This window comes from Clostridium algifaecis (assembly GCF_017874415.1).
In the GTDB taxonomy this organism is placed as follows: Bacteria; Bacillota; Clostridia; order Clostridiales; family Clostridiaceae; genus Clostridium_B; species Clostridium_B algifaecis.
The window spans coordinates 234,322-253,859 of the sequence record NZ_JAGGLM010000001.1 but is presented as its reverse complement, the minus strand read 5'-3'; the positions used below and the strand labels follow the sequence as shown (position 1 = coordinate 253,859).

20 protein-coding genes are annotated in these 19,538 nt (G+C 29.6%); all 20 read right to left on the bottom strand.

From position 1 onward, the window contains the following. Positions 1-14: 14 nt before the first annotated feature. The 20 genes from J2Z42_RS01275 to J2Z42_RS01180 all read right to left on the bottom strand — a co-directional run bounded on the left by J2Z42_RS01275 (position 15) and on the right by J2Z42_RS01180 (position 19,464). Positions 15-1,349 (bottom strand): DUF512 domain-containing protein, encoded by a 1,335-nt coding sequence (locus J2Z42_RS01275; protein ID WP_209700543.1) that lies wholly within the window; start codon positions 1,347-1,349, stop codon positions 15-17. Between the two features lie 191 nt (positions 1,350-1,540). Further along, positions 1,541-2,539 carry an inorganic phosphate transporter gene (locus J2Z42_RS01270; protein WP_209700542.1) on the bottom strand — a complete coding sequence of 333 codons (999 nt, stop codon included), beginning with the start codon at positions 2,537-2,539 and terminating at the stop codon, positions 1,541-1,543. After that, positions 2,532-3,155 (bottom strand): DUF47 domain-containing protein, encoded by a 624-nt coding sequence (locus tag J2Z42_RS01265; RefSeq protein ID WP_209700541.1) that lies wholly within the window; start codon positions 3,153-3,155, stop codon positions 2,532-2,534. The genes J2Z42_RS01270 and J2Z42_RS01265 overlap by 8 nt, the downstream gene beginning before the upstream one ends. A gap of 156 nt (positions 3,156-3,311) precedes the next feature. Next, positions 3,312-3,968 (bottom strand): phosphate signaling complex protein PhoU, encoded by a 657-nt coding sequence (gene phoU, locus J2Z42_RS01260; protein WP_209700540.1) that lies wholly within the window; start codon positions 3,966-3,968, stop codon positions 3,312-3,314. A gap of 39 nt (positions 3,969-4,007) precedes the next feature. Continuing rightward, complete coding sequence (gene pstB, locus J2Z42_RS01255) at positions 4,008-4,757, bottom strand: phosphate ABC transporter ATP-binding protein PstB (protein ID WP_245331416.1); 750 nt, start codon at positions 4,755-4,757, stop codon at positions 4,008-4,010. Positions 4,758-4,767: 10 nt separating this feature from the next. Further along, a complete protein-coding gene (gene pstA, locus J2Z42_RS01250) occupies positions 4,768-5,655 on the bottom strand; it encodes a phosphate ABC transporter permease PstA (RefSeq protein WP_209700538.1) in 888 nt (295 codons plus the stop codon). Beyond that, positions 5,655-6,548, bottom strand: coding sequence for a phosphate ABC transporter permease subunit PstC (gene pstC, locus J2Z42_RS01245; protein WP_209700537.1), 894 nt, complete (start codon positions 6,546-6,548; stop codon positions 5,655-5,657). The genes pstA and pstC overlap by 1 nt, the downstream gene beginning before the upstream one ends. Positions 6,549-6,609: 61 nt before the next feature. Continuing rightward, on the bottom strand, positions 6,610-7,509 hold the full coding sequence (locus J2Z42_RS01240) for a phosphate ABC transporter substrate-binding protein (RefSeq protein ID WP_209700536.1): 900 nt from the start codon (positions 7,507-7,509) through the stop codon (positions 6,610-6,612). 132 nt (positions 7,510-7,641) lie between these two features. Continuing rightward, positions 7,642-9,342 carry a two-component system histidine kinase PnpS gene (pnpS, locus tag J2Z42_RS01235; protein WP_209700535.1) on the bottom strand — a complete coding sequence of 567 codons (1,701 nt, stop codon included), beginning with the start codon at positions 9,340-9,342 and terminating at the stop codon, positions 7,642-7,644. Between the two features lie 10 nt (positions 9,343-9,352). Further along, positions 9,353-10,048 carry a response regulator transcription factor gene (locus J2Z42_RS01230; protein WP_209700534.1) on the bottom strand — a complete coding sequence of 232 codons (696 nt, stop codon included), beginning with the start codon at positions 10,046-10,048 and terminating at the stop codon, positions 9,353-9,355. Positions 10,049-10,086: 38 nt separating this feature from the next. Further along, positions 10,087-10,800, bottom strand: a complete 714-nt coding sequence (gene pgeF / locus J2Z42_RS01225) for a peptidoglycan editing factor PgeF (RefSeq protein WP_245331415.1) — start codon at positions 10,798-10,800, stop codon at positions 10,087-10,089. Between the two features lie 147 nt (positions 10,801-10,947). Then, positions 10,948-11,403 (bottom strand): transcriptional regulator NrdR, encoded by a 456-nt coding sequence (gene nrdR / locus J2Z42_RS01220; protein ID WP_209700807.1) that lies wholly within the window; start codon positions 11,401-11,403, stop codon positions 10,948-10,950. 77 nt (positions 11,404-11,480) lie between these two features. Next, entirely contained in the window at positions 11,481-11,744 is a 264-nt protein-coding gene (locus tag J2Z42_RS01215) for a YlmC/YmxH family sporulation protein (RefSeq protein ID WP_209700533.1), read from the bottom strand. Between the two features lie 38 nt (positions 11,745-11,782). Next, positions 11,783-12,556, bottom strand: coding sequence for an RNA polymerase sporulation sigma factor SigG (sigG, locus tag J2Z42_RS01210; protein WP_209700532.1), 774 nt, complete (start codon positions 12,554-12,556; stop codon positions 11,783-11,785). Positions 12,557-12,629: 73 nt separating this feature from the next. Beyond that, on the bottom strand, positions 12,630-13,337 hold the full coding sequence (gene sigE, locus J2Z42_RS01205; protein WP_209700531.1) for an RNA polymerase sporulation sigma factor SigE: 708 nt from the start codon (positions 13,335-13,337) through the stop codon (positions 12,630-12,632). A 53-nt stretch (positions 13,338-13,390) separates the two neighbouring features. Beyond that, positions 13,391-14,176 carry a sigma-E processing peptidase SpoIIGA gene (gene spoIIGA / locus J2Z42_RS01200; RefSeq protein WP_209700530.1) on the bottom strand — a complete coding sequence of 262 codons (786 nt, stop codon included), beginning with the start codon at positions 14,174-14,176 and terminating at the stop codon, positions 13,391-13,393. 234 nt (positions 14,177-14,410) lie between these two features. Then, positions 14,411-15,529, bottom strand: a complete 1,119-nt coding sequence (ftsZ, locus tag J2Z42_RS01195) for a cell division protein FtsZ (protein WP_209700529.1) — start codon at positions 15,527-15,529, stop codon at positions 14,411-14,413. Positions 15,530-15,545: 16 nt separating this feature from the next. Continuing rightward, complete coding sequence (gene ftsA / locus J2Z42_RS01190) at positions 15,546-16,820, bottom strand: cell division protein FtsA (RefSeq protein ID WP_209700528.1); 1,275 nt, start codon at positions 16,818-16,820, stop codon at positions 15,546-15,548. A 180-nt stretch (positions 16,821-17,000) separates the two neighbouring features. Continuing rightward, positions 17,001-18,275, bottom strand: a complete 1,275-nt coding sequence (locus J2Z42_RS01185; protein WP_209700806.1) for a glycosyltransferase family 2 protein — start codon at positions 18,273-18,275, stop codon at positions 17,001-17,003. Between the two features lie 133 nt (positions 18,276-18,408). Continuing rightward, positions 18,409-19,464 (bottom strand): type IV pilus twitching motility protein PilT, encoded by a 1,056-nt coding sequence (locus tag J2Z42_RS01180; protein ID WP_209700527.1) that lies wholly within the window; start codon positions 19,462-19,464, stop codon positions 18,409-18,411. Positions 19,465-19,538: the final 74 nt, after the last annotated feature.

Genomic DNA, 19,538 nt, shown 5'->3' with positions numbered 1-19,538 from the left:
TTCTTCCTCCTTGTTTACTCTATATCACAATTTTTTATTATAATATCTATCAAATCTTCTCCACTATAATTGCATATGGATATATTACTATTTAATTTACTTTCCAATTTTTCTACAGTCACATCATCTAAAAATATTCTACTTTTAGATGAAGAAATTTCATATCCCTTTCTGAGCATACAATCCGGTATAATAATATTTTTGCCCAATTTTTTATTTTTTAACTGATCTATGATATCATGGGCAGTAATAAGTCCTGCTACAGTTATTGTATTTCCAAAAAAATTATTCACTATTCCAATAACATCTACATTTATATTTTTGTTTACCTGCATAATTTTATCTGCAGCTTTCTTGATTTCAAAACAAGCAGACTTTCCTGTGATTAAAGTAAAGGAGCCTTTTAATTTTCCATTTAACTTACTTAGATTATTTTTAATATTATTTCTAAAAAGCCTTATCATTCCAACTCCATCTTCAAGCTGTTTAAAATTATCATAGAACTCAGTTTCAGGTACATCTCTTCCAGACAAGACATAAAATTCATCTGACATTCTGACAAAAGGTTTGCCTATTTCAGCTAAATATCTATCTTGAAGTTTTTTCATTCTATCTAATTGCTCTGCCGCAGAAAATTTGTCATATAATTTTAAATCAAATAGCCCATCTCTATATTTTGTAATTCCTACAGGTACTACAGCTACATTTTCAATTTGAGGATATAATTTATATAAATCCTCAATAGTTTTTTCCAGCTCATAATTATCATTTATACCAGGGCACAATACTATCTGACAATTTATTTTTATGCCTGAACCTGTCAGTTTCTTTAATCTATCATATAAATTCCCTGCAAATCTATTGTGAATCATCTTTATTCTAAGTTCTGGATTTGTAGTATGAACTGATACATTTATAGGACTTATTTTATATTGAATTATTCTATCTATATCATTTTCACTCATATTTGTGAGAGTCACAAAGTTTCCCTGAAGGAAAGCCAGCCTTGAGTCATCATCTTTAAAATAAAGTGTCTTTCTCATACCTTTCGGAAGTTGATCTATGAAACAAAATATACATTTGTTATGACAGCTCTTAGGTTTGTCAAGAATAAAGTCTTTAAACTCTACTCCAAGGTCTTCATCATATTCTTTTTCTATTTCAAGCTCCCATATTTCATCATTTTTTTTCTCTATTTCAACTACAACATAATTGTCACTTATTAAAAATTTGTAGTCTATAATGTCATTAATCTTTTTTCCATTAATACTGAGAAGTTTGTCACCTGCTTCTATATCCATTTCTTCTGCAATACTTCCAGGATTCACTATTGATATTTCATTTTTCATCTAAAAAACTCCCAATTTTAATATATAAATCATATACTCTTAGAATATACATTAATATATTTATTTAGTCAACTTAATAGATGTAAGCTTTTTACATAAAATAATTTTGCATATACCAAAAATGACTTTTGCTTTACTAATATATCCGCAAAAGTCATGTAAAATCATAGAATTTAAAATATGTAGAAAATTTATATAAGATTAAGTATATATATGACCACGGCAGAAATAGCAGCACATCCTGGTATGGTAATAATCCATGTAAGAACTATGTCCTTTACTACACTCCATCTTACAGCTGAAAATCTTTTAGAAGATCCAACTCCCATTATACAGGTTGTTATTATATGAGTTGTACTTACAGGTGCCTTAAACATAGTAGCTGTAAATATTACAGCAGATGAACCCATTTCAGCTGCGAAACCACTTACAGGCACTATTTTAGCCATTTTAGATCCCATGGTTTTAATTATCCTTTTCCCTCCAAGGGCGGTTCCAAGCGCCATAGCAAGCGCACATGTTATTTTTACCCATATTGGCACTGAAAATTCTTTTATAAATCCAGCACTCATAAGCGTCATTGTTATAACTCCCATAGTTTTTTGGGCATCATTTTCACCGTGATTTAATGCCAAAAACATTGTAGAAAAAATTTCAGCTTTTGAAAATATCTTTGTTACAGTAGATGGTCTTGTATTCGTCAGAAATAACTTTATTATGTTCATAAAAATAAATCCTACTATAAATCCTATTATAGGCGATAGTATAAGCCACAAAATAACTTTCCAAAAAAGACTTGACCAATTAACAATTAGAAATGTACCCTTATACATAATAGCTGATCCTATCAGTCCTCCTATAAGGGCATGTGAAGAACTACTTGGTATTCCAAAATACCAGGTTATTAAATTCCATATTATAGCTCCAATTAATGCTGCTATAATTACTTTTTGAGTTACATCATTAGGATGTACTATACCGTTTCCTACAGTTTCTGCAACCTTTACGCTCAAAAAAGCACCCGCAAAATTTAAGGCCGCCGAAATTACCACGGCTTGTTTTAATGATAGTGACCTTGTAGATACAGCACAGGCTATAGCATTGGCACTGTCATGAAAGCCATTAATAACATCAAATATTACTGCAATTACCACTATTAAAATAGTTATAAATAAAGTACTACTAAGCATTTTTCATTACTACTCCTTCAACGACATTAGCCAAATCTTCACAAGAATCTAAAGTATCTTCGAGATATTGATATATTTCTCTCCATTTTATAACATTTATAACTTCCATATTACTTCTGAATATTTTCTTTATGGCTTCTCGTGATATTATATCTCCTTCTTCTTCTATTCTGTTTACTTCTATTATTTTTTGCGGAAGTTCCTTACTTGTCTTCATATTTTTTAACTCTTTCATTATAATTATTATTTGCGTACAGGAATTCAAAATCATTTTACATAGATTTTTAGCTTCATCTTCACAAGAATTCACATTTAACATTATAAACCTACTGGCAGTTGATTCTATAAAATCAATAATGTCATCCATATCTGATGCTATAAGATAAATATCTTCCCTATCAAATGGAGTAATGAATGTTTTATTCAACTCTTTCAATATCTCATGCTGTATTTTATCTCCTTCATGTTCTACGGCCTTTATTTTTTTTATATTTTCTTCTGAGTTTTCAAGATCATCTAAAAATTCTACTAATAAATTAGCCGCCTTATAAGCTATATTAGCACTTTCTTTAAAGAATTCATAAAACTTGTCTTCTTTTGGCGTAAAACTAAACATTATATCCCTCCTAATTATTGAAAGCATATCTTCGACCGTATAAAGTATAACATAAACTTAACAATAATAAAATAAAAAAATCTTCATAAACTAAATATAAAGATTTTTTTCATAAAAATATATATTATTTTCAAAAAAGCTTATTTTTTTACATTATTATTCATTTAAGTCTTTCTGTTCTCCTGTAACCAGATATATAGTTTCCTCACATATATTAGTTACATGATCTGCTATTCTCTCTAAATACTTACATACAAATAAAAGTTGCGTCATTTGGGCTACTTTTTTATGATCCTGTACCATGATTTCCAGTATATTTGAAAATATATTTTTATATTTGCCATCTATTTCATCATCTATTTCACAGGCTTTATAGGCTTCTTCCACATTCATCGATACATATGCATCAAGTGCCTTTTTTATCATATTATTTACTAATTCCGACATATCCGATATATCTGTCAATTCTTTGACATATTTTTCATTTTCCAGTCTCAAAGTCACTTTCGCAATATCTACAGCATGATCTGCCATTCTTTCAAGATCTGTTATCAATTTAGTTGTAATAAATATAGTTCTTAAGTCTATAGCAAGCGGTTGTTCCTTGCCTGTCAACTTTATACATTTATCATCGATTTCCTTCTGTAGATTGTCAACCAGATCATCATCCTTTATAGTTTCATTTGCTAATTTTGAGTCCTGTTTCACCAGTGATTCTACACATTTATGAATTTGTTTTTCCACTATGCTCCCCATTCTCAAAACATCATTATGCATTTCCTCTAATGCATAATCAAAACCTGTTCTTGTCATAATATCACCTCTAATTCATATTTTAAAACATTACAATTATTAACCAAATCTTCCTGTTATATAGTCCTCTGTTCTCTTGTCCTTTGGTTTATAAAATATATCATCAGTTTTTCCATCTTCAATTATTTCTCCATTAAGGAAAAAAGCGGTATAATCAGATATTCTTGCTGCCTGCTGCATATTATGAGTTACTATTATTATGGTATATTCTTTCTTTAATATATCCATAAGTTCTTCTATTTTTAAAGTTGATATAGGATCAAGGGCAGAGGTTGGTTCATCCATTAAAAGTACTTCTGGTTCTACAGCTAATGTTCTGGCTATACAAACTCTTTGCTGCTGTCCACCTGAAAGCCCAAGTGCACTTTTATTTAATCTGTCCTTTACTTCATCCCATATAGCTGCACCCTTTAAACTTTTTTCAACAATTTCATCCAGTTTGTTTTTATTTTTCATTCCATGTATCCTTGGCCCATAAGCTACATTGTCATATATAGACATTGGAAATGGATTTGGGCTTTGAAATACCATTCCAATTCTTTTCCTGAGTTCTATTACATCATAATCCTCATATATATTTTTCTCTTCGAAAAATACTTTTCCATCTATTTTTACTGAACTAATTAAATCATTCATTCTATTAATAGTTCTTAAAAATGTAGATTTACCACACCCAGAAGGTCCGATTAATGCTGTAACAGAATTTTTTTCTACATTTAAATTTACTTTTTTCAATGCTTGAACCTTTCCATAATATAAATCAAGATCCTTAGTTTGTACTATATACATAGTTTCCTCCTTATTTCTTACCAGTATAGGACTCATATATTCTCTTTCCCAATATTCTAGCTAAAACATTAAATAAAAGTACCATTACAATTAATACTGCTGATGATTTGTTTGCAATTTGTGCAGCATCTGGTACCATACCTTCTGAATTAAGCTTCCATATATATACTGCTAAAGTTTCTGCCGGTCTAAATAAGCTAAATGGTGAGGCACTATTTGAAAGACTAACAGTTGTAAAATCAAGCTTTGGCGCACTCATACCAGCTGTATATAAAAGTGCTGCTGCTTCTCCAAATATTCTTCCGGCAGCAAGTATTATTCCTGTTAAAATTTGTGGTATAGCTGATGGAAGCACTATTTTCGATATAGTCTGCCATCTTGTAGCTCCAAGTCCAAGACTTGCTTCTTTCACTGATTTAGATGCATCACTTATAGCATTTTCACTTACCCTTGTAAGTGCTGGAAGATTGAGTACAGATATGGATAATGCTCCTGCAAATAGTGTAAATCCCCAATTCGTCATACTTACAAATATCAATAATCCAAATAATCCAACTACTATGGATGGAAGTGATGCCATAGTTTCTATGCATAATCTTATTATACTTAATAATATTCCTTCTTTTGCATATTCAGATAAATATATTCCAGCTCCTACTCCAAAAGGGACACTTATAACAAGAGCAACAACAAGCATATAGAAAGAATTAAAAAGTTGAGGTCCAATTCCACCTCCAGCTTGTGCAAATTTGGCATTTCCAAATAAAAAAGATGGTTTATAAAATCCATTTCCTTTTATAAGTATATATGATATTAAAGCTACTAAAAGTACTATTACAAATCCAGATATTCCATACAAAACCATAGTCCATATTCTATCTTTAATTTTAGCATTCATTATCTAACTTCACTCCTTTTTCCGATAATTCTTATTATAATAATAAATATAAAGGATATTATAAGTAATAATAATGCTAAGGACCACAGTGCATCATTCCACGCAGTACCTGATACGGTATTTCCCATATCCATAGTCAATATGCTTGTAAGAGTAGAGGTTGGATCAAGTAGTTTCCCTGGAAATTTTATTGAATTTCCGATTACCATCTGAACTGCAAGTGCTTCTCCAAAAGCTCTTGCAAGTCCTAAAACTATTCCCGTAAGTATTCCATTTTTAGCTGACGGTAATATAACTTTTGATATTGTCTGCCACCTTGTAGCTCCAAGTCCATAAGAACCTTCCATGTACTTTTTAGGCACAACTTTAACCGCATCTGCAGATATGCTTGCAATAGTCGGAAGTATCATTATACTAAGTACAAGTATACCTGCGATCAAACTGAAACCTATTCCTCCAAAATTCCACTTCAAAAATGGAATCAATACGCTGAAGCCTATCCATCCATATACAACAGAAGGAATTCCTACAAATAATTCCAGTGAAGGTTGAAGAATTTTTTTTCCTAATTTTGGGGATATATAATGCATAAATATAGCAAGCCCTACTCCTATAGGAGTACTTATTATAACTGCCCCAATTGAAACAAAAGTAGAACCCGCTATAAATATAAGTGCTCCGAATTTTGGATTATTGCCTTCCGGATTCCATAAGGATGTAAATAAAAATTTGCTTAATGAATATCCATGTTTTGTAAAAGTATTTATCCCTTTGGATGTTATAAATACTATTATTGTAAATGTCAAAATTATAATTATACCTGCACAGAGCATGGAAAATCCTCTACCTATATATTCATTTTTTAGATCTTTAAATAATTTTTTGCCATTCATATATTATCAACCTCAAAAGTAGATTTTATTAATATTGTATATATTGATATATTAAAAAATATTACTTTGTTTTCATATCGCTCATTGGAATATATCCAAGTTTTTTCACTGTAGCTTTATTTTCATCTTGCAATACAAAATCTATATATGCTTTTGATAAGTCTTTTGCTTCACCTTTTGTGTACATATGCTCATAAGACCAGAATGGATATTTGCCACTTTCTATGTTTTCATTGGTAGCTTCAACATTTTCTATTTTTAAAGTTTTTACATTTTGTTTAACAGCTTCTGTTATATAAGATAAAGCCAGATAACTTATGGAACCTTTTGTATTTTTTATTGCATTTTCTACATTTCCGCTGGAATCCTGAGTAGTTCCCAACCCTTCTTTTTCATCTTTTCCACCCATTACGGTATCTTTAAATGTAGCTCTAGTACCTGATGATTTTGTTCTGTTTATTACATTTATAGGAAGATCATCTCCACCAACTTGTTTCCAATTTGTTATTTCTCCTGTAAATATTTTCTGAATTTGATCTTTAGTTAAATTATCAACCTTTACTCCAGTATTTGCAACTACTGCAAATCCTATCGCACAAACCTTATGATCTACAAGTTTCTTAGCATCTTCTGCAGATAATTTTGATTCTGATGTTACATCAGAATTACCAATATTTGCAGTTCCATTTAGTGCTAAATTTAATCCTGTACCGCTCCCTCCTCCTTGTACATTTACAGTAGTTCCGGAATTTTTATCCATAAAGCTTTTTCCGAGTTGCTCTGCTAATGGCTGGAGTGCAGTAGAACCTGCCAGAGTTATTGATCCTGTTAATTTTTTTGTATTCGATGAATCCTTCGTTTGATTACTTCCCTTATTGCCTGAACCACATCCAACAAATGCTCCAGCTATTATGGTAATTGCCATAGCTGTTATAATAACCTTAAGACTCTTTCTTTTCATAATCATTGTAGACCTCCTCAAATTTGCTATCCGTTATTTATTACATATATAATATTATTCCACGAAAGTTAACCATTTATTACTCCTATGTTAATTAAATTTAACACAACAGCAATAAATGGTTATTATTAATTATAAAGGAATTTCAACAATGAATTTACTTCCATTTCCAACTTCACTTTCTACTTTTATATTTCCATTGAATCCCATAACAATATGTTTAACTATAGCAAGTCCAAGTCCTGTGCCTCCCTGACTCCTTGATCTGGCTTTGTCTACTCTATAAAATCTTTCAAATAATCTTTCCTGGTGTTCTTTAGATATACCTACTCCATGATCTTCTACTGAAATTATGCATTTGTTTTCTTTCAGTCTTGTAACTATATTAATTTTTCCGCCATTGTCTGAATATTTTATTCCATTATCTACTAAATTTATTATCATCTGTTTAAACCTATCTTTATCACCATAAATAATAGGTATATTAGATATTTGAACATTTATATCTATGTTTTTCTTTTGGGCGGTATTTTTCATGAGATATGAAACATCCTCTATTATAGAATTTACATTAACTTCTTCTAATTTGTCATTTTTATCATTCTCTATATGTGAAAGAGTCAAAATATCGTTTATAAGCCTTGTTAACCTATTAACTTCATCATCTATTATATCTAAAAATTTGTTTTTATTTTCAGCATCGTCCACATATCTCAACGTTTCAGAAAATCCTTTTATAGAAGTTAATGGTGTCTTAAGTTCATGAGACACATTAGCTACAAACTGAGATCTAATGTTTTCCAGCTTCTTTATATCAGTTATGTCTTGAACTACAGCAACTGTACCGATTCTGTCATGATGTTTATTTATTATATATGCAGTTTTAATCCTCAATTCTCTTTGTTTTGGCCACAAAGTCTTTATTTCCTTATATTCATTATTATCGTATTTAAATATATCCTCTAATTCAAAATCCCTTATACTATCCATTAAATTTTCCCCTATTATATCTCTATCTATTCCAAATATATCTTTAGCATAAGGATTTATCATTATTACTTTATTATTTTTATCCACAGCAATAACACCGCTATCCATACTCTTAAGTATTGCTTCAAGTTTATTACTCTGATTTATAGAATCATTTAAAGTTACTTCGAGCTCATCTGCCATGTTATTAAAAGTTTTAGCAAGCTCTCCTATTTCATCTCTAGTTTTTATTTTTACTCTCATGTTCAAATTTCCATTTGCTATACTTGAGGTTATTTTTTCAAGCTCTTTCAATGGTTTAACTATAGATTTGGAAAGCTTTGTTACAAATAATATGGATATAATTATGGATAGTACAACTATAATTATATAATATTTAAAATAGTTGCTTTCAAAGCCCCTTACTATCTGCATATTCATGGCACTTCTAACTACATGTCCATCTTTAGTAAGTGTAGCAAAATAAATTGTACTTCTTCCTATGGTATAACTAAATCTTATAGAATAACCTGTGCCGTTTGATCTCGCTTCTTGTACCTCCTTTCTTGAATTATGATTTTCAAGATATTTTTCAGATACAGCAGAATCGCTTAATACTTTTCCATTTTTATCTATATACGTTTCTCTTATTATTCCATTCTTAAAATTATTCTTAAAAAATATACTTCTGTCTTTATCATTTTTTTCCTGAATGGTATTTATTATAATGTCATTATTTATTTTGAGTATCTGTTTCATATTTTCTATATACTGATGATTTACAATAATTACAAATAAAGTTGTCATTATAACAAAACTAAATACAAGTGTACCAAGCATCGATATCATTAATTTTTTTTTCATAATATCACCATTATTCCTGAAAATTAAATCTATAACCTATACCACGGATAGTTTCAATATATTTTGGTTTTTTATCATCATCTTCAATCTTTTGTCTTAAATGCCTTATATGAACATCCACAGTTCTTGTTTCTCCAATATACTCATATCCCCATATCTTATCTAAAAGAAAATCTCTAGTCATGACTCTTCCATTATTTTTTATGAGTATTTGCAAGAGTTCAAATTCTTTTAAAGTAAGTTCTACCCTCTTACCTGATTTAGTAACTTCATGTTTATCAAATTCTATAGTTACATCACCAAAAACATAATATTTATCTATTTCCTTTATAGAAGTTCTTCTAAGAACTGCTTTCACCCTTGCTACTAGTTCTCTTACAGAAAATGGTTTTGTAATATAATCATCAGCTCCGAGTTCCAATCCAAGGACTTTGTCAAACTCTTCTCCTTTTGCAGTTATCATTATAATTGGAATTGATGATATAGAATTGTCTTTTTTTATTTCTTTACATACATCATATCCATCCATTTCCGGGAGCATTACATCCAATAGCACTAGCTTTGGCTTTTCATATTTAACTTTTTTAAGCGCATCTACTCCATTATTTGAAATAATAGTTTTATAACCGTTATTTTCAAGATTAAATTTAATTAATTCACATATGTGCTCCTCATCATCAACAATTAAAATTTTTTCCTGCGGCATAGCTTACCCTCCAATTATACTTAAATACTATTTTATTATTATTTCATATATACAAATGAAAACATCCTTCCACAATTTTTATCTTTTCTATAAGAATGCATTTTGTATTCACTACTACAAAATGTACAGACATCGATAAACTTTATGTTTTCATTTTTAATTTTTTCAGATTGCAGCTGATACTTAATACATTTTTTTAAATTCAGGTTATTTTTTATGAATATATCCTTACCTCTGTAAAAAACAGAGTTCTCAAATTTATCAATTACATCTTCACCTACTGTATAACAGCAGGATTGTATGTTTGGTCCTATACATACAAAAATATCATCCTCAGTACTTTTATAATCATTTTTTAATTTTCTAATAGCTTTTTTAACTATTAGGTTTAATGTTCCTTTCCACCCGCTGTGAACAGCTGCAATTATCCTATTTTTTCTGTCATATAAAATTACAGGCACACAGTCTGCAGTGAACACGCCAACTGCATTATTAATTTCATTTGTAAATATAGCATCTCCATCTTCTACTTTATTTTTATATACTATTAAATCATTACCATGTACCTGATTTAGGTATCCTATACTTTTCAATTCAAACCATTTTTTCAAATTTTCTATATTCTTTATTCCAACATCCTTGGATTTATTAAAATCCAGATTATTTTTCGCTGTAGAAAATACAGCTGCTGCCCCTCCCATATCTATTTCTAAAAATTCATATTTATCAATATAAATACTTCTAATGTCCATTTTTTGTCCTCCAATATTTGAAATAATAATTACATATATATTTGTATTTTAACATTTCTTATATATTAATTGTATTATGTTTATATAATTTAAATTTATTAACCTAAATTTAACATAAAAAAATAGATGACATATAAACCATGTCATCTATTTTTTTGAAATTAAATTTTTTATTTCTTCCATAAATGTATTAATATCCTTAAATTGTCTATACACAGATGCAAATCTCACGTAAGAAACCTCATCAATCTCTTTAAGACTTTTCATTACAAGTTCCCCTATATCAGAAGAATTTATTTCTGTTACCATTTTATTATTTATTTTCTTTTCTACATCGTCTGTTATATTTTCAAGTTGTTTTCTGGACACAGGTCTTTTCTGGCAGGCTTTTATAAGTCCATTTAATATTTTATTTCTATCAAAATACTCTCTATCATTATTCTTTTTTATAACAAGTATTGGCAAATCTTCAATTTTTTCATATGTTGTATATCTCTTTTTACAGCTTAAGCATTCTCTTCTTCTTCTAATAGCTCTATTGTCTTCAGTTGATCTGGAATCAACAACTTTACTTTCCGTATAACCACAATAAGGGCATTTCAATTCCATTCACGTCCTTTGCCTATATTTAATATATAGTTGTAATTATACACTTTTTCATCTAGAATTGCACTTGCCTTCTAGCTTGCAATACTTCCCGCATCTACAAGTACCACATCTACGCCTATTTTTTTTACACTATCCCATGACAGTTCGATATCTTCACTCTTTGTAAACCAGCTGATTCTATCCGTTTGAGGCGGAAGTATTATAGATACGATTTTATTTTCATCACAGTCTATTTTCAAATCCTTTATAAAACCTAATTTGGCTCCCGTATTAATATCTATGATTTCCATAGTTCTTAAATTTGCCAATGAATACAGTGACATCTCTTCTTCCATTTATGTAACACCCCCATTATTTATATACTCTAAATATATTACATATATTTTTTCATATGTCTTAATGCTGTCTTTTCAAGTCTTGATACCTGAGCTTGTGATATTCCTATTTCCTTTGCCACCTCCATTTGTGTCCTTCCATCAAAAAATCTCAAATTCAATATAAGTTTTTCTCTATCATTTAATTTTTTCATTGCTTCTTTTATAGATATATCCTGAAGCCAGTTTTCATCTAAATTTTTTGTATCACTTATCTGATCCATAACATATATAGCATCTCCTCCATCACGGTATATAGGTTCAAATAGCGACACAGGATCTTGAATTGCATCAAGCGCAAATACAACTTCTTCCCTTGGAATATCAAGTTCTTTTGCTATTTGAGATATCGTTGGCTCTTTGTTGTTTTTCCTTATAAATTTATCTCTTGCCTGAAGTGCCTTATATGCTATGTCTCTCAAAGATCTACTTACTCTTATTGAATTATTATCTCTTAAGTATCTTCTTATTTCACCTATAATCATAGGAACTGCATAAGTAGAGAATTTTACATTTTGTTTTAAATCGAAATTATCTATTGCCTTTATAAGTCCTACACATCCAACCTGAAACAAATCATCTGCATTTTCACCTCTGTTGTTAAATCTTTGTATTACACTTAAAATAAGTCTTAAATTCCCCTTTATAAATTTTTCTCTTGATTTGGTATCTCCACTTCTAGTTTTAATTAAAAGTTCTTTCATTTCTTTTTCCTTTAGAACTGGCAGTTTTGATGTGTTCACACCACAAATTTCAACTTTGTTAATTATCATGCAATCAGCCCCTTTAGAATATATAGCATTTTAAGTATTTACTAAGGAGCTAAATTTTATACTAAAAACAAGCCTATAACATTTTATTTATTTCTTTTTTCAATGTTTTTATTATTCTTTTTTCCAGTCTCGATATGTAAGACTGAGATATGCCAAGCATATCTGCCACTTCTTTTTGCGTTTTTTCAACATTCCCACTTAATCCAAACCTTAAATTTACTATTTTCTTTTCTCTTTCGCTCAACTTTTTCATAGCCATAATTAAAAGCTGCTTGTCTACTTCACCTTCTATGGAATCATATACTACATCATTATCAGTACCTAATATATCTGACAATAATAGTTCATTTCCGTCCCAGTCTATATTCAGCGGTTCATAAAATGAAATTTCAGCCTTTACTTTATTGTTTCTTCTTAAATACATCAATATTTCATTTTCAATGCACCTGGATGCATATGTTGCTAATTTAATTTTTTTATTTGGATCAAAAGTATTTACAGCTTTTATAAGTCCTATAGATCCCACAGATATCAAATCTTCCAGATTAACTCCAGTATTTTCAAATTTTCTTGCTATATATACTACTAATCTTAAATTTCTTTCAATTAAAGTAGATCTTACGTTTTCGTCTCCATTTATTAATTTAAATACCAGATCTTCTTCTTCTTCTTTTGTAAGCGGCGGTGGGAGTACCTCACTTCCTCCTATATAATAGATATTTTTAACGAATATCTTAAATTTTAACATTAATCTGTTCAATAATATTCTTAATTTAGGCATAGTTTCCCTCCAATTAACCATAGTTTTTAATTTTTATTAAATAACATAGTAAATTAAATTACTCCTCTTGGTAAAAGTGCATGATAATCACTAAGCTCACTTAATCTGTCCTCACAAAATGCAACTATAGCATCTCTACTTTCCATATTTTTTCCAACTGCTATTTTAACTGCCTTTGGCTTAAATCCAACCAACTTCCCGCATTTCCCATTCACTACTTTGTAAGGTATGAAAAATTTATCATATCCTTTAATATCAATATTACAAAACACAGATTTTTCTACTATAATTACTGGAAGATTAGTGGCTGGTTCCTTCAGTTCATTCCCCGTATCTAAAAAAGCTTTTACTCTCTTGCTTCCGCTGTTTAATATGATATCTACATTAAATATCAGTGTAGTTAAATTTTTTCTATCCCTTATATACACAACAAGTCTATCAATTATTATATATATAACCATAATTGATATTAAAAGCCATTTATATGAAAAATCATATAAATTATATCCTCCAGTATTATATTGAATAAAAATACATATACCTGCCAGGAGCATGGAATACATTATGAATATGGATAAAGCTTTTAAATTAAAAATAATGTTTTTGCTTCTAAAAGTAATAAGCACTAAAATTTCAGCTGCTGCTATTTTAAAAGATAAATTAGTAAATACTGCAAGTCTCGGGAAAACTAAAGTTATAACATAGAGTGATCCTAAACAAGATGACAAAAGTATATATCTAAATTTTACTTTTATCCTGAGCGTCTTCGCAGTTATATAAATAAGGAAAAAATTCACTACTGCATTTATAAAAATTAAAACATCTAAAAATACAATCAAGTCTCAACCATCTCCCCCTGTATTATTTGAGATTATTTATCTTTATTATATACTTGTTAATTTCAAAATTTTGTCATTTTATAACTATAATCATTTTTTTTATTTTCTATATTATGATATGTTATGTTAATTTATGCAAATTAGTAATAAAAAAGTACCTATAGATAAAACACCTTTTTTATGTGTCTTATCTATAGGTACTTTTTATATATTTTTTGTTTATTTTCTATTTACTTATTTTCTCTGACGCCTCAAAAAAGCCGGTATTTCAAGATCTTCCTCATTGATGCCCCTATAATCCGAAGTAGCAGCAGCTTCATTTTTGCTTTCCAGATTCATTTTAAATTTATTGCTTTCCTCATTCTGCTTTTTATTATTTTCACTTTCAATCTGACTTTTATCTTCTTCAAATCCAGTTGCAATTACAGTTATTCTTATTTCATCTTTTATATCCTCATCTATAACTGCACCAAATATTATATTAGCATCAGGATCAGCTGCATCTTGAACAATCTCAGCAGCTTCGTTTATTTCAAGCAATCCCAAATCAGAACCACCTGTTATATTTAAAAGTACACCTGTAGCACCAACTATAGATGTTTCAAGGAGTGGACTGGATATAGCCTGTTTAGCTGCATCCTGCGCTCTATTATCTCCATTTCCTCTCCCAACTCCCATATGTGCAAGACCTTTATCTATCATTATAGTCCTAACATCTGCAAAATCTAAGTTTACAAGTCCTGGTATGGTTATAAGATCCGATATACCTTGAACACCTTGCTTTAGAACATCATCTGCAAATTTAAAAGATTCCATTAATGTAGTTTTCTTATCAACTATAGATAATAATCTTTCATTTGGAATAGTGACCAAAGTATCTACTCTATCCTTTAAATTTTTTATTCCCATCTCGGCATGTATCATCCTTTTTCTTCCTTCAAATGGAAAAGGTTTTGTAACAACTCCTACAGTAAGTATACCCATGCCTTTAGCTATTTCTGCAATAATTGGAGCCGCTCCAGTTCCTGTTCCACCGCCCATTCCAGCAGTTATAAAAACCATATCTGCTCCTTTTATAGCTTGAGATATTTCATCTTTGCTTTCATCTGCAGCTTTTTGTCCTATTTCGGGATTTGCACCTGCTCCTAATCCTTTAGTAAGCTTTTCTCCTATTTGTATTTTCTGTGATGCCTGGGAAAGCATTAGTGCCTGCTTGTCTGTATTTATAGCTATAAACTCCACATTTTTTAGTCCTTCTGTTATCATTCTGTTTACAGCGTTATTTCCTCCGCCGCCACATCCTATTACTTTTATTTGTGCAAATTGTTGAACATCAACATCAAAATCTAGCACATCAAACCCTCCTTAATTAGAAAAAATCTGTAAAAAACTCTTTTATTTTTGATACAACTCCAGTATTTTTATATTTTATATCTTCGCTGTCATTTACTTTTCCTGTTTTTTCGTACTTATTTATATCCTTATCTTCATATTCATTGACTTTTTTCTCATATTTTCCTTTAATAGAACTAGATATATCCTTAACTATTCCAACTACTGTAACATACATAGGACTTGATGCCCCAATATAGTTCGGCACACCAACTCTAACTGTTTTGTTGAATAAATTTTCACTAAATTCTTCTATTCCCTTTATTTCAGATATACCTCCACCAACCATAACTATTTCTGATATATTTTCATAGTTATTAAACGACTTCAATTTTTTATCTACCATAGACAAAAGCTCATCAACCCTTGCTTCTATTATTTGGAGTAAAATATTATAATCTATTTTCTTTTTATTATTATAATCGGTATTAATCTCTATTTTTAAAGGCTTAGTTTTAGATAATAATCCAACACTTCCATATTTCTTTTTAAGTTTCTCTGCAGATGACAAAGGTATTTTTAAACATACAGAGATATCATTAGTTATTGTATTTCCACCTAAAGATATGGTACTTATATTGTTAAGTTTTCCTCCTTCATAATTATAAATATTTGTAGAATCTGATCCCATATCTACAAGTACAACTCCTCTTTGTATTTCTTCTTCTTTTAGCACTGCCTGAGCTATAGCTGTTGGTTCAAATACCAGACCAAGTACTTTAATCCCAGAATTATTCACACTTTTCAAGAAATTATTAACTACAGTTGATTGAGCTAAAATCACCTGAGCATCAACTTCAAGCCTAATTCCACTCATACCTATAGGATCCTTTATTTTATCATATCCATCGATTATATACTCTTCAGGTATTATACCTATTATTTCTTTATCGTTCGGAATTGTAATAATTTTAGCTGCTTTTAGTACTCTTTTTACATCACTTTGCTTTACTTCTCCATCTTCAGATGCTACAGCAACTACGCCCCTACTTTTTATAAGTTCACTCAATCCCCCCGGAAGAGCTATGTATGCCTCCTGTATATTTATGTCTATCATTTTTTCTAATTGACGTATACACTTTCTGATAGATTCTGAAGTACTATCTATATCTATTACTACTCCTTTTTTTACGCCATTGCATTTTGAAGAAGTAATTCCTATTATTTGCATTTTACCATACTTATCTAATTTACCTGCTGCCGCACATATATTAGATGATCCAATATCTATTCCTATTATATAATCGTTCATTAAATACTTTCCCCCTTAATAATAGAACCATCAGACATATATATTCAACAAGAAACTTGAATTTCCTCTTATATTTTAACACATTTTAATAAAATCTAAAATATAGTTAAATATTATTGTTTATAAAGATTACCAAAATAAACGAAAGGAAGCAATTCCCTTTCGTTTATTTTGAATTATCTAGTTAACTTTTCGTAAATCCTTTATTTTTACACTTCTTGTATGAACAGTGTGATTCCATTCCTTATTGTTTTTATTTATGATACCCTGGATTGAAATAGGAAACCATGTAATAACATATATAGGGTATATTATGTAATATAAGAATATTTTATAATTTAACTTTTTCTCAATTATAAGTATAAATGGAGTATAAATATACTGTAATATATAAAATACTATTGCCAAAATAGTAATTGAGTTAAAATTTATAGAGTATAAAATAGTATCTAAATTTGATAAAACTTTATAAGTTGTCATAAAGTATTTAATTAATCCTCCAATAGCAGAAATACTTATAAGTATTGTCATTATAGGTTGAATACTATAAAGTGCACAATCCAGCGGTATAAAACTAAAACTAGTTACAGCTTTTTTTATGAGTTTTAAAAAATATCTGCTATACACATCTGCAAATCCCTGCATCCACCTTTTTCTCTGTCTCCACGATTGAGAAAGAGTAAGTGGTTTTTCATCATATACTATGGCATCATGAGCCCAACCTATCTTGTATCCATTAAGTATTAGCTTACATGTAAATTCTAAATCTTCTGTAAGACATGTAGCACCCCATCCAAGTTTTTTCAATATATTTGTTTCTATACAAAATCCGGTTCCTCCAAGTTGTGTAGATAATCCTATATTACTTTTTCCTAGCTGAAACATCCTATTATTTGTCCAAAATCCAATTGAATAACTTCCTGTAATCCATGTATCTTCAGGATTTTTGCTGTCAAGATAGCCTTGAACAACTTTGTAACCTTCGCATAGTTTCTTGTTCATTTCCTTCAAAAAATCTTTGTGTACTAAATTATCTGCATCAAATATAGCTACAGCAGAATACTTTTTATTCATTTTAAATAGCTTACTGAACATCCATTCTAGGGCATAACCTTTACCTCTTTTGTCTTTATTAAATCTTTCATATACTATGGCGCCCTTATCTTTTGCCATTTCTGCAGTTTTATCATTACAGTTATCTGCAACTACAAAAATATCATATAATTCTTTAGGATATTCAATTGATTTTAAACTTTCTACAATATCACCAATTACAATTTCTTCATTATGAGCTGCAACAATAAGTGCGAAACTCCTTTTTTCATTCACTACCTTATTATCCTTTTTTCTCCATAAACCAAAAAAAGATATAAGTAAATAATATATCGATATAATATAGACAACCCAATTTAAAATATGAGAGATATTATTAATTATTTCCTTTACAATTAAAATATTCAAAACAATCCCCCCTAATTTAAAGTTATTTTATCACAAATAAAAATTAATTACTATAGAAACATTCAATAATTTAATAAATATTTCCTATTAATTAGTTTAAAAAGAAGGATTGTCAATAAATTTAATATTACAATGCCATCAATCTAATAAGCATATCTTTATCCATTGCACAACCAAGTGCTGATTCTTTTGATATTGATCCTTTTCTGAAAAGCTCAGCAAGAGCCATATCCATACTTTGCATACCATACTTTGTGCCGGTTTGAATAGATGATTCTATCTGGTGAGTCTTTCCTTCTCTTATCATGTTTCTTATAGCATCTGTAACTATCATTATCTCCAGAGCACATATTCTTTTGCTGCCATCTATGTTCCTTATAAGCTGCTGCGAAATTACTCCTTTCATAACAGACGCCAATTGTATCCTTATCTGCTGCTGTTGATATGGTGGAAATACATCTATAATTCTGTCTATAGTTTTAGCTGCACCTATTGTATGTAATGTTGAAAATACTAAATGACCAGTTTCCGCTGCTGTAAGTGCAATAGACATTGTTTCAAGATCCCTCATTTCTCCGACTAAAATGACATCAGGATCTTCTCTAAGTATGGATTTTAATGCATTTGAGTAACTAATTGTGTCTTTACCTATTTCTCTTTGATTTATAATAGATTTATTGTGTTTATGCAAATATTCTATTGGATCTTCAAGTGTTATAATATTTGCAGACCTGGTTATATTTATTTCATTTATCATTGCTGCTAAAGTAGTACTCTTACCGCTGCCTGCTGGACCAGTTACTAAAACCATACCCCTTTTAAAGGAGGTAAGATCACATACTGCATCTGGAAATTTAAGCTCATTTAAAGTTGGCACTTTTAATCCCACTACTCTTATAGCAATTGCACTACTGCCTCTTTGTTTAAATATATTTACTCTAAATCTTCCAATACCAGATACTGAAAATGAGCTATCAATTTCTCCCTTTTTAATATATTTTTCATAACTATCCTCAAGTATTTCCTTTGCATATTTCTCTGTATCATCAGACTTTAACTTTTCGTTTCCAATTTTAGATAATTTTCCATTTATTCTTACAATTGGAGGAATCCCAACTGTTAAATGCAAATCAGATGCATTTTTCTTAATAGTCATTTCTAATAGATCTTTTAGTAGTTTCACTTTAGTTCCCCTTTCGTCAATATTTATAGTAAGCAACTTAATTATAATATTAAAATTTCTTACAATAAATATTT

Excerpts from the sequence above, each read along its gene's own strand:
- J2Z42_RS01275 (WP_209700543.1), bottom strand. The coding sequence starts at position 1,349 with ATGAAAAATGAAATATCAATAGTGAATCCTGGAAGTATTGCAGAAGAA.
- J2Z42_RS01270 (WP_209700542.1), bottom strand. The coding sequence starts at position 2,539 with ATGCTTAGTAGTACTTTATTTATAACTATTTTAATAGTGGTAATTGCA.
- J2Z42_RS01265 (WP_209700541.1), bottom strand. The coding sequence starts at position 3,155 with ATGTTTAGTTTTACGCCAAAAGAAGACAAGTTTTATGAATTCTTTAAA.
- phoU (WP_209700540.1), bottom strand. The coding sequence starts at position 3,968 with ATGACAAGAACAGGTTTTGATTATGCATTAGAGGAAATGCATAATGAT.
- pstB (WP_245331416.1), bottom strand. The coding sequence starts at position 4,757 with ATGTATATAGTACAAACTAAGGATCTTGATTTATATTATGGAAAGGTT.
- pstA (WP_209700538.1), bottom strand. The coding sequence starts at position 5,655 with ATGAATGCTAAAATTAAAGATAGAATATGGACTATGGTTTTGTATGGA.
- pstC (WP_209700537.1), bottom strand. The coding sequence starts at position 6,548 with ATGAATGGCAAAAAATTATTTAAAGATCTAAAAAATGAATATATAGGT.
- J2Z42_RS01240 (WP_209700536.1), bottom strand. The coding sequence starts at position 7,509 with ATGAAAAGAAAGAGTCTTAAGGTTATTATAACAGCTATGGCAATTACC.
- pnpS (WP_209700535.1), bottom strand. The coding sequence starts at position 9,342 with ATGAAAAAAAAATTAATGATATCGATGCTTGGTACACTTGTATTTAGT.
- J2Z42_RS01230 (WP_209700534.1), bottom strand. The coding sequence starts at position 10,048 with ATGCCGCAGGAAAAAATTTTAATTGTTGATGATGAGGAGCACATATGT.
- pgeF (WP_245331415.1), bottom strand. The coding sequence starts at position 10,800 with ATGGACATTAGAAGTATTTATATTGATAAATATGAATTTTTAGAAATA.
- J2Z42_RS01215 (WP_209700533.1), bottom strand. The coding sequence starts at position 11,744 with ATGGAAGAAGAGATGTCACTGTATTCATTGGCAAATTTAAGAACTATG.
- sigG (WP_209700532.1), bottom strand. The coding sequence starts at position 12,556 with ATGATAATTAACAAAGTTGAAATTTGTGGTGTGAACACATCAAAACTG.
- sigE (WP_209700531.1), bottom strand. The coding sequence starts at position 13,337 with ATGCCTAAATTAAGAATATTATTGAACAGATTAATGTTAAAATTTAAG.
- ftsA (WP_209700528.1), bottom strand. The coding sequence starts at position 16,820 with ATGAACGATTATATAATAGGAATAGATATTGGATCATCTAATATATGT.